At 51.0% G+C, this 16,560-nt stretch carries 20 protein-coding genes; 12 read left to right on the top strand and 8 right to left on the bottom strand.

The annotated features are described in order from the left end of the window. A partial coding sequence (locus FTO68_RS09945) for a DUF1670 domain-containing protein (protein ID WP_255333250.1) occupies positions 1 to 332 on the top strand: 332 nt, incomplete at its 5' end. Between the two features lie 35 nt (positions 333 to 367). Here FTO68_RS09945 and FTO68_RS09940 read toward each other — a convergent pair. The 3 genes from FTO68_RS09940 to tuf are packed head-to-tail and all read right to left on the bottom strand — an operon-like array spanning position 368 to position 3,625. Continuing rightward, complete coding sequence (locus FTO68_RS09940; protein ID WP_255333249.1) at positions 368 to 1,993, bottom strand: flippase activity-associated protein Agl23; 1,626 nt, start codon at positions 1,991 to 1,993, stop codon at positions 368 to 370. Positions 1,994 to 2,011: 18 nt separating this feature from the next. Next, entirely contained in the window at positions 2,012 to 2,320 is a 309-nt protein-coding gene (gene rpsJ, locus FTO68_RS09935; protein WP_255333248.1) for a 30S ribosomal protein S10, read from the bottom strand. 27 nt (positions 2,321 to 2,347) lie between these two features. Continuing rightward, positions 2,348 to 3,625 carry a translation elongation factor EF-1 subunit alpha gene (gene tuf / locus FTO68_RS09930; protein ID WP_255333247.1) on the bottom strand — a complete coding sequence of 426 codons (1,278 nt, stop codon included), beginning with the start codon at positions 3,623 to 3,625 and terminating at the stop codon, positions 2,348 to 2,350. Between the two features lie 159 nt (positions 3,626 to 3,784). On the opposite strand from tuf, the gene FTO68_RS09925 reads away from it, so the two are divergent. Then, positions 3,785 to 4,090, top strand: a complete 306-nt coding sequence (locus FTO68_RS09925) for a hypothetical protein (RefSeq protein ID WP_255333246.1) — start codon at positions 3,785 to 3,787, stop codon at positions 4,088 to 4,090. A gap of 10 nt (positions 4,091 to 4,100) precedes the next feature. On the opposite strand, the gene cobS is transcribed toward FTO68_RS09925, so the two are convergent. After that, positions 4,101 to 4,829, bottom strand: coding sequence for an adenosylcobinamide-GDP ribazoletransferase (gene cobS, locus FTO68_RS09920; protein WP_255333245.1), 729 nt, complete (start codon positions 4,827 to 4,829; stop codon positions 4,101 to 4,103). Next, positions 4,826 to 5,260 (bottom strand): phosphatidylglycerophosphatase A, encoded by a 435-nt coding sequence (locus tag FTO68_RS09915; RefSeq protein ID WP_255333254.1) that lies wholly within the window; start codon positions 5,258 to 5,260, stop codon positions 4,826 to 4,828. The genes cobS and FTO68_RS09915 overlap by 4 nt, the downstream gene beginning before the upstream one ends. Positions 5,261 to 5,299: 39 nt before the next feature. On the opposite strand from FTO68_RS09915, the gene cobT reads away from it, so the two are divergent. The 10 genes from cobT to FTO68_RS09865 all read left to right on the top strand — a co-directional run bounded on the left by cobT (position 5,300) and on the right by FTO68_RS09865 (position 13,474). Further along, positions 5,300 to 6,310, top strand: a complete 1,011-nt coding sequence (cobT, locus tag FTO68_RS09910) for a nicotinate mononucleotide-dependent phosphoribosyltransferase CobT (protein ID WP_255333244.1) — start codon at positions 5,300 to 5,302, stop codon at positions 6,308 to 6,310. Between the two features lie 37 nt (positions 6,311 to 6,347). Beyond that, positions 6,348 to 6,902 carry a GMP synthase subunit A gene (locus tag FTO68_RS09905; RefSeq protein WP_255333243.1) on the top strand — a complete coding sequence of 185 codons (555 nt, stop codon included), beginning with the start codon at positions 6,348 to 6,350 and terminating at the stop codon, positions 6,900 to 6,902. Then, entirely contained in the window at positions 6,890 to 7,432 is a 543-nt protein-coding gene (locus FTO68_RS09900; protein WP_255333242.1) for a YkgJ family cysteine cluster protein, read from the top strand. The genes FTO68_RS09905 and FTO68_RS09900 overlap by 13 nt, the downstream gene beginning before the upstream one ends. Next, complete coding sequence (locus FTO68_RS09895) at positions 7,425 to 8,630, top strand: TraB/GumN family protein (protein ID WP_255333241.1); 1,206 nt, start codon at positions 7,425 to 7,427, stop codon at positions 8,628 to 8,630. Before FTO68_RS09900 ends, FTO68_RS09895 begins: the two co-directional genes overlap by 8 nt. Positions 8,631 to 8,686: 56 nt before the next feature. Next, a complete protein-coding gene (locus FTO68_RS09890; RefSeq protein ID WP_255333240.1) occupies positions 8,687 to 9,658 on the top strand; it encodes a DUF3821 domain-containing protein in 972 nt (323 codons plus the stop codon). Between the two features lie 26 nt (positions 9,659 to 9,684). After that, positions 9,685 to 10,218, top strand: coding sequence for a nitroreductase family protein (locus FTO68_RS09885; protein ID WP_255333239.1), 534 nt, complete (start codon positions 9,685 to 9,687; stop codon positions 10,216 to 10,218). A 65-nt stretch (positions 10,219 to 10,283) separates the two neighbouring features. After that, positions 10,284 to 11,570: an orotidine 5'-phosphate decarboxylase / HUMPS family protein gene (locus FTO68_RS09880; RefSeq protein WP_255333238.1), complete on the top strand. Its 1,287-nt coding sequence runs from the start codon at positions 10,284 to 10,286 to the stop codon at positions 11,568 to 11,570. 145 nt (positions 11,571 to 11,715) lie between these two features. After that, positions 11,716 to 12,408 (top strand): DUF1538 domain-containing protein, encoded by a 693-nt coding sequence (locus FTO68_RS09875; protein ID WP_255333237.1) that lies wholly within the window; start codon positions 11,716 to 11,718, stop codon positions 12,406 to 12,408. Beyond that, entirely contained in the window at positions 12,405 to 13,139 is a 735-nt protein-coding gene (locus FTO68_RS09870; protein WP_255333236.1) for a DUF1538 domain-containing protein, read from the top strand. The genes FTO68_RS09875 and FTO68_RS09870 overlap by 4 nt, the downstream gene beginning before the upstream one ends. Beyond that, positions 13,136 to 13,474 (top strand): P-II family nitrogen regulator, encoded by a 339-nt coding sequence (locus tag FTO68_RS09865; protein ID WP_255333235.1) that lies wholly within the window; start codon positions 13,136 to 13,138, stop codon positions 13,472 to 13,474. The genes FTO68_RS09870 and FTO68_RS09865 overlap by 4 nt, the downstream gene beginning before the upstream one ends. Positions 13,475 to 13,479: 5 nt before the next feature. Here the strand turns inward: FTO68_RS09865 and FTO68_RS09860 are convergent, their stop codons facing one another. From FTO68_RS09860 to FTO68_RS09850, 3 genes are read right to left on the bottom strand one after another with little or no spacing between them, the layout of a single operon-like run. Beyond that, positions 13,480 to 13,911, bottom strand: a complete 432-nt coding sequence (locus FTO68_RS09860) for an ACT domain-containing protein (RefSeq protein WP_438362306.1) — start codon at positions 13,909 to 13,911, stop codon at positions 13,480 to 13,482. Next, positions 13,911 to 15,212 carry a phenylacetate--CoA ligase family protein gene (locus tag FTO68_RS09855; RefSeq protein ID WP_255333234.1) on the bottom strand — a complete coding sequence of 434 codons (1,302 nt, stop codon included), beginning with the start codon at positions 15,210 to 15,212 and terminating at the stop codon, positions 13,911 to 13,913. The genes FTO68_RS09860 and FTO68_RS09855 overlap by 1 nt, the downstream gene beginning before the upstream one ends. Further along, the gene (locus FTO68_RS09850) at positions 15,212 to 16,501 is read right to left on the bottom strand and encodes a phenylacetate--CoA ligase family protein (RefSeq protein WP_255333233.1); all 1,290 of its coding nucleotides are present in this window, start codon (positions 16,499 to 16,501) and stop codon (positions 15,212 to 15,214) included. Before FTO68_RS09850 ends, FTO68_RS09855 begins: the two co-directional genes overlap by 1 nt. Between the last annotated feature and the right edge of the window lie 59 nt (positions 16,502 to 16,560).

Raw genomic sequence — 16,560 nt, 5'->3', positions numbered from 1 at the left:
ATATCCGGGAATATCAGGCTGAACATGGGGTTATCCTGCCCTATCGTGGGACAATCCATGATATCGGTCCATCGCTCACGCATAAGAAAGTGATTATCGAGAAGTTCCTCCAGAACATTCCAACACCAGATATTGCACGGATGACTCAGCATACTGAGGAGGCCTGTGACCGATATATCAAGTCATTTAAGAAGGTGAGGATGTTGTATGGGAAGATGAAACAGGTAGAAATTGCTCGAACACTGGAAATGAGCGAGCGATTGGTTCAAGAGTACATCCATCTCATTGAAGAGCAAGAGCATAAAAAGGAGGAAGTTAATCATGTTAGTTGAACAGATTTCAAGAGCCTCTGACATATGTCGTCATTTTAATTTATAACAGGCGTGTTGGATCTGAACACATCATATTTTTTACTCCCTACCTCCGTCTGACGGGTTACGTAATACCAAAGGATCTTTCCCTGTACCTCGTAATAGGTAACCCAGTAGCTATGTTTCAGAGTTGTTTTATTGAAACCACGGAGTTCTTCATAACTATCCATATCATGAGTTATGATCAGATCAAAGTTGCCGGCAAGGAGGGCCCCTTCATTCGACTTTCCGCCATAGTAGGTGATCTTTGACCAGCGATCATCTCCACGATAATACCAGTTGAGCGGCCATATGGTGTCAGTCGCAATACCAATCCGATCTGATGCATCAATCCACTTCATTACCAACCGGAGATCTTCAGAGTTCTGCACCTGCACAATCGGCTCTGCAATATCAGCCGGAGTAAACGCCACATGCATGGTCATCCCAAGGAGGATGAGTGTACCAACTACGACGATAACCATCTTGAGGCGATCAAGCCTGAAGGTTGCAACAAAGATCATCGGGAGCAGCTGGTGAAGGATGAGCCAGGGTACTTTCTCACCAATATACGCATAGATTGTAAGAGATGCAAACATCCACCAGATAGAGAACCTGATGAATTCTGTCTTCGGATCATAGACAATGCCGGGTTCAGGACGTCGATACCGGGAAAAAAGCCAATCCCTCATAGAGGATGGTGATGAAGATACCGGTATATCATCCTGAATTTCCACATTATTCAAACGCTGTTTCAGGGACGATGTATTTGCTGCTATGAAACCGCAAAGACCCATTCCTGCAAGCAGGATAATCGGCACCTCATAGAGGACAAAAAGTATCAGGTAGAAGAACCACGGTCCGCCGAGCCGCTGTATCCCATGCATCTCAGTCCAGTGTGAGATTGCCATCTGGCCAGCTTTGAGTACAATCTCAGGATGGACTCCAAATGAGGAGTAGAAGAGTGCAATGACACCCCCTGCAAGAACGGATGCAAGAAGAATATCGCGCTTCCACGTGGGAGGGAGAGAAAGACGCCGTGTCCAGAGGCAATAGATGAGGTAGGTGCCAAAGATCACAAGCACAATCGGCATATTCTCCTTGGCAGACATCCCCAGAGCCGCCGCAAGACCTGCAAGAAGGGCAAACCTTAGCCTGCCGGAGTTGAAGTACGCGAGAGCGGCAACCAGAAGCAGAAGAGAGAAGAACACAATGAAGATGTCATTTCTAAGAAACCTTGAGAAATAGACCATGCTCGGAGAGAGGGCCAGAAATAATGCCGCAACAAGCATCTGATTTTTATCAAGATATCCCATTCTATAGAGCGGATAAACGAGGGCAACAAGCAGGGTGCCAAGGAATGCCGGGAGAAGCCTCCCGACAAGATCAGAATCTCCAAAGATCGAGAAGAGACCAGCTGTTGCATAGAAGAGGAACGGGCCATGAAAGACGGGATTATAGATATAGGTGCCTTTTGTCAGCAGCTGGTACGCAAACCATGCATGCACCGCTTCATCATGATGAAAGAGCTTTAAGTCTAAAAAGGCAAATCGCAGAACAACAGTAGCCAGAAGAATGTAAATGAATAACGACTCCGGTTTCAGGAGCCATTTGTAAAATAAGGTATCCGATGCGGCTTTCATGCCGCTATCTCACGATGATCAGCCCTCAAGGACGATTTCGATGCCGATGTCCTTGGGTACCTGAATTCGCATAAGCTGGCGGAGTGCACGCTCGTCTGCATCGATATCGATGAGGCGTTTGTGAACACGCATCTGCCAGCGATCCCAGGTTGCTGTTCCTTCACCATCAGGGCTTTTCCTGATAGGAACGACGAGCCGCTTTGTTGGAAGCGATATCGGACCTGCAAGATTCACACCGGTTCGTTCGGCGATCTCACGGATCCGGGAACAGACTGATTCAAGTTTGTTATAGTCAGTCCCGGTAAGGCGTATTCTGGCTTTTTGCATAGGGAGTCACCGTAAAAGATGAGAAAATTATCTCATCTGCTTTGCTTTGATGTCGAGGACAATACCAGCAGCAATGGTGGATCCCATATCACGGACCGCGAAACGGCCGAGCTGCGGAAGCTCTTTTGCCTTCTCGATAACGAGTGGGCGTGTGGGGACGATCTTTACGATTGCAGCATCGCCCGCTTTAAGGAATGCCGGGTTCTCCTCTTTAACCTGACCGCTTCTCGGGTCAAGCTTCTTCTGAAGCTCAAGGAACGTGCATGCAACCTGTGCTGTGTGGCAGTGGAATACCGGAGTGTATCCAACTGAGAGGACGCTTGGGTGCTGAAGAACAACAACCTGTGCAGTGAATTCCTCTGCAACCGTCGGCGGTACATCAACCGGGCCACATACATCACCACGGCGGATATCATTCTTCGCGATACCACGGACGTTAAAGCCGACATTGTCACCTGGGAGAGCCTGGGGGTGCTCTTCGTGATGCATCTCGATGGACTTTACCTCTCCTTCCTTGTTTGCGGGCATGAATGAGACTTTCATTCCCTTCTTCAGGATACCGGTCTCAATACGGCCGACAGGGACAGTTCCGATACCGGAGATAGTATAGACATCCTGGATTGGAAGCCGGAGAGGCTTGTCGGTTGGCTTTTCGGGTTCTTTCAGGGTGTCAAGTGCTTCAAGAAGCGTCGGGCCGGTGTACCATGGAGTCTCCGGAGACTTCTTGGATACGTTCACACCGGTGAATGAGCTCATCGGGATGAAAATAGTCTCATCAGGCTTGAATCCAACCATCTTGATCAGGTCGGAGAGCTGCTTTTTTACTTCATCGAACCGGCTCTGATCGTACTTTACTGCATCCATCTTATTGACAGCGATGATCAGCTGGTTGATACCGAGTGTCCGTGCAAGGAAGACGTGCTCCTTTGTCTGCTCCATCGGGCCATCAGGCGCTGCAACCACAAGTACTGCGGCGTCTGCCTGTGATGCACCGGTGATCATGTTCTTGACGAAGTCACGGTGACCTGGACAGTCGACAACGGTAAAGTAGAACTTTGCTGTGTCGAATCTCTTATGGGCGATATCAATGGTAATACCACGCTCTCGCTCCTCTTTGAGGTTGTCCATAACCCATGCAAACTCAAAGGAGCCCTTGCCCTTTGACTCTGCTTCCTTCTTGTATCCGTCAATAACATGCTGGGGCACACTGCCGGTCTCAAAGAGAAGGCGACCGACAGTGGTTGACTTCCCGTGGTCGATATGGCCGATAACGGCTAAATTCATGTGTGGCTTTTCTGCTGCCATTCTCAATCCTCCACTCAGATAAGGACAATCATGCGTACATTCAGTCCAATGCGAGTATACTAGATTGGAATGAGAACTATATAAAATATTTCTCTTAATTTGGGTTAATTCCCAAAAGAAGCGATACAATGATGAACTATCCACACCTATCCTCACCTGATGAAGACATTACCGTTCATTCGAGGCAAAAACGACCGCATCACTGTTGAGTGCGCGACAGGAGAAGTTCCAATCCATACACGCTGTGTTCATTGCATCCACTGTGCCGGTATCCGGGATGCAAAGAGACTTGTGCCAAATCCCTATGCACAGGAGTTTCAGAAGCAACGGCGCGGATCATCAAATGAATTTGAACTCCTGACAGCCCAGACGATGTTCAACACGATTGTTGCAAAACCCTCAGCTGATGCAATTGAATGTGCAGATGAAAAGGGAGAGGGTTTTCATCCCCTCTGGGCACGCTAACAAACAGATCTCAATAACCAGTGACTATCAGCAGTGAGAGAAAAACCACAGCCCTGACTATCTCATTTGCAGCTCCGACGATATCACCATTAATACCCCCAAACAACCGCTCACCCCCAAAAAGCAGAACCAGCGTCGTTACTGATGCTCCAAAGAGGGCTGCGAAAATCGCCAATTGCTGAATCGGGAGCAGGAAGAGCGGGAGGGTCAGCGCCCACGCCGGAAGCACAAACCATGGTCGCCCACGCCAGAAGAGGTAGCTGTGGATCCCTTCGCGGAATGGGCGGCCAAGGGCGGTCAGAGATGCCATTGATGCCTTGGCAGACACTTCCGCCACTAGTACCGCCATAGGAATAAAAGGAAGTGAAGAAAGCGCGCCAAAGGAAATGAGCGTGATCATAAGACCAAGAGCAACACCACCCGCTCCCACCTGTCTGTCGGTCAGCGCACGAATCCTCACCTCTCTGCTCCCATGCGCCATCAGGCCATCGCCGAGATCAAGAAGTCCATCGAAATGATTACAGCCCGAAAACAGAAGCAGGAGCCCAAGGGCAATCGCGGCGGCTGCAATCGGATGAGGAATGAATAGAAGAGGGAGCGCAGCGAGCCCCCCTATCAGGTACCCGGCAAGCGGATAGAGGTAAGACCGCTCTGCAAATGCATCGAAATCTGCCGATCTCCCGATAGGAAATATTGTAGTGAATTGGAGCAGTGCTCGTATCCCCTCAAACAGGCTCATTGACTATCACTATAGAGTTTTGAGGTGCATCCGGCGATTAAACCCGCAATGGCATCATCGAGAAAGGGACCAAGAGTCGAGAGGATACCTGGCTTCTTCTGATCATACCTGGTAAATTCAAATCGTGCATATGTTCCTGCGATAACCTCGGCAATCGCCATCCCGATTATCTCATCAGCCAGAAGGAAGACCGGATCATCTGCAATCTCAGAATCTTTTCGTTTCATATATAGCTCATCTTCCAGCAGGATTGCTGAAAGGAGAAGCGCAGAGACATTCGGATCGTTCAAAGCGCGCCTGACATTCTTCTCAAGCCGGAAGCGCCCTTCTTCTGCGGAAAGGCCATGGGAGACATACAGCTCCATGCCTGCATCCAGTATTGCATCCATCTCAACGCCTGCACAGGCGAGGCGTTCTTCGATCTCAAACATAACGATCATTATCTTTGAAGTATGCCATACTTAATGTATATGGCATTTCTATCAGATGAAATCAGATATTCGCCACAAAGACCGGTATTTGCCCCGATACTTGCAAATACTGCACTATCAAAAGTTCCAGGAATCTCTGGCGCAGGTCCTTCGCCGGACAAGACCATATACACCCCAATCCTGGATGCCGAGCTGATCGTAAATGGAAGGATCACCAGCATGCCAATCCGCCCGGACACCCCGACAGGCTGCCCGACACCAGCAACCATCACCCGCGCGATGATGCAGCTCTGCAACCTCGTACCTTTCTTCATTAATGCAGGGCTTGAACATTCACCAACGGTACCCACCTATGATCTTTATGGTTCAGCCGGGGGAGATCCAAGATACGGTGATGCCGTACCTCATGCAGACGCTCTTTTTCATAAGGGGTATTATCTCGGAACATCCCTCTCAACACTCTCTGACATGCTTGTAATTGGAGAGTGTGTTCCCGGCGGAACAACAACAGCACTCTGTGTTCTCCGCGCTCTTGGGTATCCAGCCCGCGTCTCAAGCAGCATGGTAACAAACCCACATTCACAGAAAGAAGATATCGCTGATGCGATGAACAGGAGGCTAAAAGACGAAGGGAAAACAGAACCGCTTGATATCGTCTCGGCGACCGGAGATCCGATGATCCCTGTCGCCTGCGGTATGCTCAAAGGATTCTCCGGCGATGTGGTTCTTGCCGGAGGAACACAGATGCTGGCAGTTGCTGCTGTTGCCAGAGGGCTGAACCTGCGGGTTCCCCGTGTGGTTACCACAATTTATGTCCGTAACGATCCATCAGCAAATTTTGCCGAAATAGCTGAAGCAATTGGTGTTGCCCCGATATATGTCGATCCGGAATTTGGGGAACTCGGTCATACCGGCCTTGCGAGATATTGCATCGGGGAGGTCAAGGAAGGAATGGGAGCCGGAGGTGCGATGTACCTGGCGGCGGCTATGGACCACAGTCCATCCGAGATCAGAGCTGAGATCCTCCGGACTATAACAGCATACTCCTGAAGAGATAAGAGGGGCAAGCGCCAATAATAAGCAGGATATGCTACCCCTCTTTGTCGTCAATAATTATGGGCAGTTCAACCATCTCATCCATCGGATGCTCCGCGATCTCGACATTCCTGTGATGATGATCCCAAACACCACCATCCCGTCTGAAATAGAAGGGAGGTGCCGAGGGATCATCCTCGGTGGTGGGCCAAGTATCGATCGAATTGGCCGCTGTGCCGAATACCTTGACCTCGGCATTCCGGTGCTCGGCATATGCCTTGGCCACCAGCTGATCGCGCACTCACTCGGGGGCGAGATCGGATCTGGAAAAAGCGGTGGATATGGTGGTGTCGATGTGACCATTCGAAACCATGGAGGGATACTTGACGGTTATCCAGACACCATCCATGTCTGGGCATCCCATGCCGATGAAGTAAAGCGGGCGCCGGACGGGTTTACGATCCTCGCCACATCCACAATTTGTGAAATCGAGGCGATGGCATGCCATGAAAAGAGGATCTTTGGTCTCCAATGGCATCCGGAAGTGAGCCATTCAGAGAATGGATCTCTGATCTATCAGAATTTCAACGAAATATGCAAAGAATAAGAGATCTCAGCAGCCAGATCCGGAAAATCGGGTTCCAGTGCAGGGAGTGTGGGATCTGCTGCCGGGGTGATGAGGCAACGAGCAGGGTAATCGTTTCACCACCGGAGATCGATCAGATGCTATCGGCAACGAAACGAACACGTGATGAGATCGTTATACCCTATCCGGAATTTATAGAAGCCGAAAATGGGGCAACGTTTACCTTTGAATGGTGTCTGAAAAATGGGAACGGAAACTGTATCTTCCAGGAAGAGGGGGGGCGCTGCGCGATCTATTCATCCCGCCCCTGGATCTGCCGGACGTATCCATTTGCCCTTGACGGCGATACATTAACCGTATCTGAATGTCCCGGAACCGGAGAGGCGATGACACCGGAAGAGGCAGACGAAATCGCTTCTGATCTCCTGAAGAGGCAGAAGGCAGAAGAGGAGGAGGAGAGTGCGGTCGGGAGGATCTTCTCTTCACATACAATTCCAGAAGGAGCAAAAGTCGTCTTCGACAGCAGAGGAATGTGGAGCATTCATGGGTGAACTCAGGATTGTAGGAACTGCGCATGTTTCGCAGAAGAGTATCGATGAGGTAAGAACAGCCATCGCTGAGTTTGAGCCGGATATTATTGCGGTGGAGCTTGATCCCCCCCGCTATTCCGCACTGAAACAACAGGAGAGTGAGACAGAGGGACCCGGAATCTCTGAAATCATCTCATCGGGGAATATGACCCAGATGCTCGTCCAGTGGATGCTCGCCTATGTCCAGCGGAAGATCGGGATGAATGTCGGTATAGAACCGGGTGCCGAGATGAAAGAAGCGATCAATCTCGCCGAGGAGCGAGGTATCCGGATCGCGCTGATCGATCGTGATATCAGGATAACACTTTCCCGATTCTGGAGCGGGATGACTCTTCGGGAAAAGTTCAGGATGATATACGCGCTCGCTGTTTCGGTTACAGGCGTTTCCGGGGAAGAGCTGGATATTGATTCATTGACCGAACAGGATATTGTCACCCTGGCGCTTGAAGAGTTCAGAAAATTCTCTCCAAACGGAGCGAAGGCACTCATTGATGAACGTGATGCCTATCTCGCACATAGCCTCATCCCTCTCCTTCGTGGGGAAGAAAAAGTCCTCGCAGTAATCGGAGCGGGACATGTCGGGGGCGTAACCAGACACCTGAGAGATCCAGAGACCCTCCCTCCACGACAGGAACTAATCTCAGAAATTAAACGTCCACCATGGGGAAAGATTGTTGGCATTGTTGTGCTGGTTCTTTTTCTCTCGCTCATTGCTGCGATTCTCTTCTCAGGTGTCGGGTACGAGGTACTTATCACTGCATTCCTCTGGTGGATCGTCATTAATGGGACACTCGCCGCACTCGGCACACTCCTCGCCCGTGGACACCCCATCTCCGCCGGGGTTGCGTTTTCGCTTGCATGGATAACGTCGCTCAATCCCCTTCTCGCGGCAGGATGGTTTGCTGCGATTGCAGAGGCAAAGATCAGAAAACCGAAAGTATCTGACATTAAGGAGATCAGCAAAGCTGAGAGTATCTCAGAGATGAGCAGAATCCCCCTCTTCAGGGTAGTGCTGGTTGCAGCACTTGCCAATCTCGGCAGCACACTCGGGACGTTTCTCTATTTCATCTTCATATTCCCCCTCCTTGGGATTGATCCGACGGTGCTGATCAGCGACGGGCTCTCAAATATATGGAACAGTATCCAGACATTATTCTAAGAGGATGCCGGCTGTCAGGGAAACACTCATGAGGAAGAACCATTCTATTGATGATTATGGGAAATAGAGAGATAATACGTTATTGGGCAATAATATGGGGCATCTGCTTCCTTGCATTTCTCCAAATCAACCCGGCAATGGCCGCCATAACAGACATCCCTGCAGGTGGCACGGTATTTATTGGTGAAGAAGCCCTCAACATCACTGCATGTGGTGTGAATGATGGCGATACCCTTGGATGGTTTACAGCCGGGGGAATACCTGCCACAGGTAACCCGACAGCAACCATTCAGGTAAGTGATGCCAGTTCATTCTATGTAGCACCCCAGACATTCCAGGGAAAAACCGGAACCTGGTATTCCATGAGAACCGGAAATCCGGCAATCATGGTTGCTGACCCAAACCTTTCTATCAGGATTTATGATGTTGGATATGGGCAGATAGACAGAACCGGGCTCTGGGTGCCGATGGATTTTGAACTCCAGTTCCGTATAGAGACGAACCTGCATGCGATGGCATTACGCCCAGGGGTATCCGGAGCACCGATAGAGGTTCGTGTAAACCAACAGGATGGTATAGAATATTCTTCCCTGACAAATCGTGCCGGGGTTGCAACACCTCTCTTTTTTGCAGTTGATACCAACCCCTACATGACTGGATCGATCTGGTATCCAGATGCAGGATATTCACGTGGAGAATATGATTTTTACGCCTTTTGTAACGCAAACCGCATGAAGGATAATTATGAGATTAGCGGCAGGACCGTCACACCAAAGAGCGGGACAATTGCACTTTCCCGGACAACTACACCCACACCCACATCACCACCAGTAACGGTAATCCCGAGAACAGATTCGCCCGTGACACCACCAACCGTTGAAACAACGAAAACCCCCGAGCCAACACCAATCAGTACCCCCGAGCCAACTAAACTGCCCACTCCGGAACCAACTCCGGCACCACTGGCGTTTGCTACATCTCTTGGAGCATTGGCAGTGATCACCCACCTCCGGTTGCGTAACAAATAACCCTTTGAAAAGCACTCTGATCTACTATGATTCAGAACAAAAACATCGCCAATTTTGGCGTCACTATCATTCAGGCACGACACAGCATCAGGCACTTCAAGGACACCCCTATTCCGGACGAGATCATCCTCAAAGTCCTTGACTGTGCAAAAAGTGCCCCCTCAGCAAAGAATATCCAGCCATGGATCTTTGGAACAATCAAGGACAAGACACTCAGGGAAGAGATTGCTAACCTCACCACCAGCGGGAAGTTCATCGCCGAGGCACCGGTCTGCTTTGCCGTCTTCGGCGAGCGTGATCAGCAGTTTGTGGTCGAGGACTGCTGTGCTGCCACCGAAAATATCCTCATCGCATTAACAGGGTATGGTATCGGATCCTGCTGGGTTGCGGGGGAAGGAAAAGAGTACGCAGAGCCGATCAGAAAGCTCCTCGGCGTTCCTGATAAATATAAGCTTATCTCGCTGATTGCTGCGGGTGAAGCAAAGACAGAAGGGTTCGTCCTTGCAAAGAAGAAGAATCTCTCCGATATTACATTCACAGAACGCTTTGGATCCGAGTGATCTGATCCACCCCTCTCTCTTTTTTAAACAGCTTTTAAGCAGGATGAAGACCACAAATGTAGTGTATGAAACCCCCGGTTCTTCAGGTTGCACTTGATATCCTCGACCTCAGCCGCGCCTATGCGATTGCGGACGAAACAATTGCCGGAGGAGCCGACTGGATCGAGATCGGCACCCCTCTCATCAAGAGCGAAGGGATGGAAGCTGTCAGGGAGATACGGAAACGCCATCAAGACACCCCCATCGTTGCGGATATGAAGATCAGCGATACCGGGGCGCTTGAAGTTGAGATGGCGGCAAAAGCTGGCGCAAGCGTCGTTTGTATTCTGGCCGAATCTGACGACTCCGTCATCAGGGAAGCGGTGAGGGCAGCAGATCTCTATGGTGTGCGCCTGATGGGCGATATGATGAATGTCGTAGATCCCGTAGCCCGCGCCCGTGAGCTTGAGGAGATGGGAATCCATATCATCAATGCCCATGTAGGAATCGACCAGCAGATGATCGGGAAGGACTCTCTCGAACTCCTCGAACGGCTCACCGGCGCAGTCTCAATACCTATTGCCGCTGCAGGCGGGCTGGATGCGGCGCGGGCGGCACAGGCGGTTGCACATGGAGCGGCAATTGTCATCATAGGTGGTGCAATCATCAGGTCCGCCGATGTATCCGGATCAACACGGGAGATCCGATCCGCAATCGATTCGCCCGTAAAGGCCACCTTCCACAAAGTCAATCAAAATGAGGAGATCCGGCGGATGCTGACCATCGTCTCCTCATCAAATGTGTCTGATGCAATGCACAGGAAAGGTGCAATGAGCGGGCTCACACGGTATGCGGGAGAGGGGAAGATGGTCGGGAAGGCGGTGACTGTACAGACCTTTGCCGGGGACTGGGCAAAACCCGTCGAAGCGATTGACCACGCACATCCGGGAGATGTGATCGTGATCAACAACAGCCGCGACAGAACCGTTGCTCCCTGGGGCGAACTGGCAACGCTCTCCTGCCAGAACAAGGGTGTTGCCGGCGTTATCATTGACGGGGCGGTACGCGACCTTGACGACATCCTCGAAATGACAATTCCCCTCTATGCAACAGCAGCAGCCCCAAATGCCGGGGAACCAAAAGGGTTTGGGGAGATCAATCCTGAGATACAGTGCTGCGGCCAGAGGGTGCGGCCGGGGGACTGGGTTATAGGGGATGCAAGCGGAGTCGTTGTCATCCCAAAGGAGCATGCCTATGAGATCAGCCGCCGTGCCCTTGAGGTGTTTAAAACTGAGGAGAGGATACGTGAAGAGATACGCAGGGGATCGACCCTCTCGGTTGTGATGGATCTGCTCAGGTGGGAGAAGCGATAGGTATCTATCCTCTTCATCATCAACAACCACCTGCTTTTTACGAATTCAAAGCATATATACATCCATACCCGGATACAGTCTTTTTAAGAGCCATTAGACGATTCGTTTCCAGATATAGGGAATAAGAGAGCCAGGAGGTGCATGAATGCTGGGTGATGTACGGGATACACTGAAAGAGGTGATACAGGCAGTAGCACCAATTGCCCTGATCGTGCTGATCATTCTCATCTTCCTTACCGGTTCACTTCTGACAGATCTTGTAAACTACAGCCTGGGAGTTCTGATGCTCACCGCCGGGATCACCCTTTTTCTGATTGGGGTGAATAACGGCCTGTTGCCGATGGGTGAGGCGATCGGTTCAGATCTCCCAAAACATGGATCGATCTACCTTGTGATCTTTGTTGCCTTTTTATTCGGGTTCCTTGCTACTGTCGCAGAGCCGGATGTCCGGGTGCTGACAAATATGGTTGAGATGGTCTCAAACGGCGGTATCCCACGCGATCCGATGATCATATCAATTGCAGTCGGTGTTGGGATCTTCGTCGCACTTGCAATGCTCCGAATCGTCGTCGGGGTGCCGATCACCTGGCTTTTCACAGGAGGGTACCTGATTGTGATCCTTCTTGCGATTATGACCCCGGCAGACTATTTACAGATCGCCTATGATGCCGGAGGAGTGACAACAGGTCCATTGACGGTACCATTTATCCTCGCCCTCGGCATAGGACTGAGCTCGGTTCTTGCCGGCAGATCCGCACTGACAGATGGATTCGGTTTGATCGGTCTTGCGTCAATCGGGCCGATTATCGGCATCATGCTCTTTGGGATCTTCGTATGATGGCAGAACTTGTCATATTTAATGGTATAGCGGCTGTCATCCAGGATGCAATTGTCGCACTCATACCCCTTTCCCTCTTCTTCATCCTCTTTCAGGTAACATACCTGAAACTTCCTTTGGGGCATGTGATCAACCTCTTCAAAGGGATCCTCTTCACCCTCATTGGGATGATCCTCTTTCTCCAGGGCGTTCATATCGCATTCATCCCGGCGGGAAATGCGATTGGATCATTCTTCAGCATGAACGGGAAGGCATGGATCCTCATCCCGTTTGGGTTCTTTCTTGGAATGCTGGCAACGTATGCTGAACCGGCAGTCCGTATCCTGAGCGATCAGGTTGAACATTCATCGAGCGGGTTCATCAAGGGGACCCTTATCCTCTACACCCTCTCGATTGGTGTAGGAGGAGCTGTTGCACTTGGCATGGCGCGGATTGTCATAGGGTTTTCATTTCTCCCCCTCATCATCGTCGGGTACATTATCGCCATCATTCTCCTCTGGCTGTCTGACAGGGATTTTGTTGCGATCGCCTTTGACTCTGGCGGTGTAGCAACAGGGCCGATGGCAGTCACCTTCTTAATGGCGCTTGCTGTCGGCGTCGCCGCCGGAATTGAAGGACGAGATCCGGTAATTGATGGATTTGGGCTAATCGCGTTAATCGCGCTTGCCCCGATCCTCTCCATACTTATACTTGGGATATATTTTCGAATTAAAAAGGTGAAATCATCATGATCTGTGAAGGTTGTAGAGAACTCATTGTAACAATTGTTAAAAAAGGCTGGTCACAACAGGTGATCGAGGCATCCCGAACTGCAGGGGCATCAGGAGGAACAATTATACCGGGCAGGGGTACCGGCATTCATGAGATGCAGACACTGCTTGGAATCAGGATCGAACCCGAGAAGGAAATTATCCTGACCATTGTCAACCCCGAGCAGACAGATGCTATCCTTAATGCGATTGTAGTGGCAGCAGAGCTTGATAAACCCGGCAATGGAATTGCTTTTGTTATCAGTCTCAATAAAGTCGCAGGCCGCGTCCATATGTTCACAAAAGAAGAAGAGTAAATGGGCTATCCGAGATCGCTCTCTCTCAGGAGAGAGCCGCCCGCAGCCTGAATCTTCAGGATTGCTTCACCGGCCTGGCTCACCCGCAGGATCAGAACAGCAGCCTCCCTTCCGGAATACGCATATGCATACTCGATATTGATTCCGGCATCACCGAGGATCTGTGCAACCTCGTGGAGGCCGCCCGGCTCATCCTTCATCCTGACCGCAATCACATCAGTGAACTGGACGGCAAAACCGAGTTTTTCAAGGACAGATCGGGCATCATCGGGCTTATCAACGAGTGCCCTCACAACGCCGAAGCTGTTTGCCTCTGCAATTGAAAAGGCAAAGATGTTCACATTACTCTTCTCAAGCGCCTCGGCAATTGCCGCAAGCCGCCCGGGCTTATTCTCCGAAAAGACGGAGATCTGTTTGATGATAAACTCTCCCTGCATCAGAATACCCTCCTGTCAATAACCCGCTTTGCTTTCCCCTCAAACCGGGGTAGCGAGCCCGGCTCCGAGAGATCAACCTGCACCGCCACATTCAGGGCGTTTTTCAAGGTATGCTCCACTTTCCGTTTGATATTGATGAGATCGTTGATCTTATCAGATAATGCCTCCGGTGCCATCTCGACACGGACGAGCATATCGTCAAGCGATCCCTTCCGGTCAACCTCGATCATGAAATGGCCTGATAGCTCCGGTATCCCTAAGATCGCATGCTCAACGGCTGAGGGGAAGACATTAATGCCACGGATGATCAGCATATCATCAACCCGCCCGGAGATCCGCTGGATGCGGGGATGTGTCCTGCCGCAGGGGCAGGGCTCATCCAGTATCTGTGTCAGATCCCCAATCCGGTACCGGATCATCGGGAGCGCCTCTTTCTGGAGGACGGTCATGACAAGCTCTCCATGTTCGCCGGGTGGCAGCGGCTCTCCTGTCTTTGGATCGATGATCTCAGGGATTGCAATATCGCCCCAGATATGAATTCCCTTTTGTTCAGAACATTCAGAGAACATCGGGCCCGATATCTCGCTTGTGCCATAGATATCATAGGCGCGTACACCCATCGTCTCGTAGATCCGGGTCCGCATCGTCTCGGACCATGGTTCTGCACCGATTATAGCCGACCTGAGCAGTGTATCCTTCTGTATAGAAACCCCCATCCGCTCGGCCGCCTCGCCGATATGGATCAGATAGGATGGCGTGCAGGCGATGGCGGTCGCCTTTAAATCCTGCATCAGCTCGATCTGCCGTTCGGTGTTCCCGACACTGGTCGGAAGAACCGTTGCCCCGATCCGCTCCGCACCATAGTGGAGGCCAAGCCCGCCAGTGAAGAGGCCATAGCCATAAGAAACCTGGATCACATCCCCTTTCCCGATTCCGCAGGAGGTGAGTCCACGTGCAAGGGAGGTCGTCCAGAGGTCGAGATCTTTCTGGGTATATCCGACAACCGTCGGCTTGCCGGTTGTGCCCGATGAGACGTGATAGCGGACGAGATCACTTTGTGGAGCACAGAAGAGCTTGTCGGGATAGTTGTCCCGGAGATCACTCTTGTACATGAAGGGGAGGAGCCGGATATCCGCGAGTGTTTTGATATCATCGGGATGAACCTTTGCCTCCTTCATACGGGCATGGTAGAAATCCGAGAAGCTGTACAACCGGTAGACAAGCGTCTTTAAGAGCCGGTACTGGATCTTCTCAAGCTCTGCTTTCGGCATCTCCTCGATGCGCGGATCCCAGTACCCCATCAGAGATCACCTCTCCGGTCAATAACGCGTTTGGCTTTTCCTTCAAACCGTGGAAGCGACCCCGGTTCCACAAGCCTGACAGTGGTCCTGAGAGAGAGTGCGTCATGCAGCTTCCGGGAGATCATCACCTGGAGACCGACGAGACCATCCAGCTCACCCGAGAACGCCTGGCGGTTCATCTCAACATCGATTGTCATCTCATCAAGATGGTTTTTCCGGTCAACATATACCATATACTGATCACCCACCTCGGGGATTCCTAGGAGCACATGCTCTATCTGGGAGGGGAAAACGTTGATTCCGCGTATTACCAGCATATCATCGCTCCTCCCCATAATACGTGCGATACGCCGCCCTCGTCCGCAGGGGCAGTCATCCTCAAGGATCATGGTGATATCACCTGTCCTGTACCGGAGAAGCGGCATCGCCTCTTTCGAGAGAGATGTTATGACAAGCTCGCCCTTCTCACCCGGCCCAAGCGTCTCCCCGGTCTTTGGATCGATGATCTCAGAGAGGAAACAGTCCTCCCAGATATGAAGGCCATTCTGTTCCGGGCACTCGAAGGCCACACCGGGTCCAAACATTTCGCTCATCCCATAACTGTCATAGGCATTGATCGAGAGGCGTGACTCAAGCTCCTGCCGCATGGTCTCAGACCATGCCTCGGCGCCAAAGACCCCGATCCGAAGCGAGGGAAGGGAAGTTCCCATCTGCTCGACCACTTCTGTAATATGAAGAGCATATCCGGGTGTGCAGTGGATTGAGGTGACTTTGAAATCATTGATCATCTCAATCTGGCGCTTGGTGTTTCCGGTTGCGCTTGGAATCACCATCATTCCCATCAGTTCGGCGCCATAATGGAACCCAAGCCCGCCGGTAAAGAGACCATAGTTCACTGCATTCTGGAAGGTATCTTCAGGAGTTAAGCCCACCATCGTCAGGTTCCGTGCAATCAGATCTGCCCATGCTGCAAGATCATGGCGGGTATACCCGACGACAGTCGGTTTGCCGGTTGTTCCCGATGTCGTATGAATCCTGACAATATCACGTTTTGGCACAGCAAAAAAACCAAAAGGATAGCCTTCACGAAGATCTGTCTTATAAGTAAAAGGGAGCTTCCTGATATCATCAAGGTTACGAATATCATCTGCCGACAGGCCTTCCGCGCGGAGCTTGTCTTTAAAGAAAGGGACTTTTTCAGCCTGGGAAATCGTCCATTTCAACCGTTTTAACTGGAGTTCTTCGAGGTCTCTTCCACGAAGGGTTTCCATCTCTTTATTCCAGAACATTGCTATCCCTGTATGGATTCTTGTTTGCGGTATGACGCATTAGTCTTTGTCAGATGTTG

Origin of the sequence: Methanocalculus taiwanensis, assembly GCF_024372745.1 — an archaeon.
Taxonomy (GTDB): domain Archaea; phylum Halobacteriota; class Methanomicrobia; order Methanomicrobiales; family Methanocorpusculaceae; genus Methanocalculus; species Methanocalculus taiwanensis.
The sequence above is the reverse complement of the archived record's forward strand: the minus strand, read 5'-3'. Positions and strand labels throughout refer to the sequence as shown.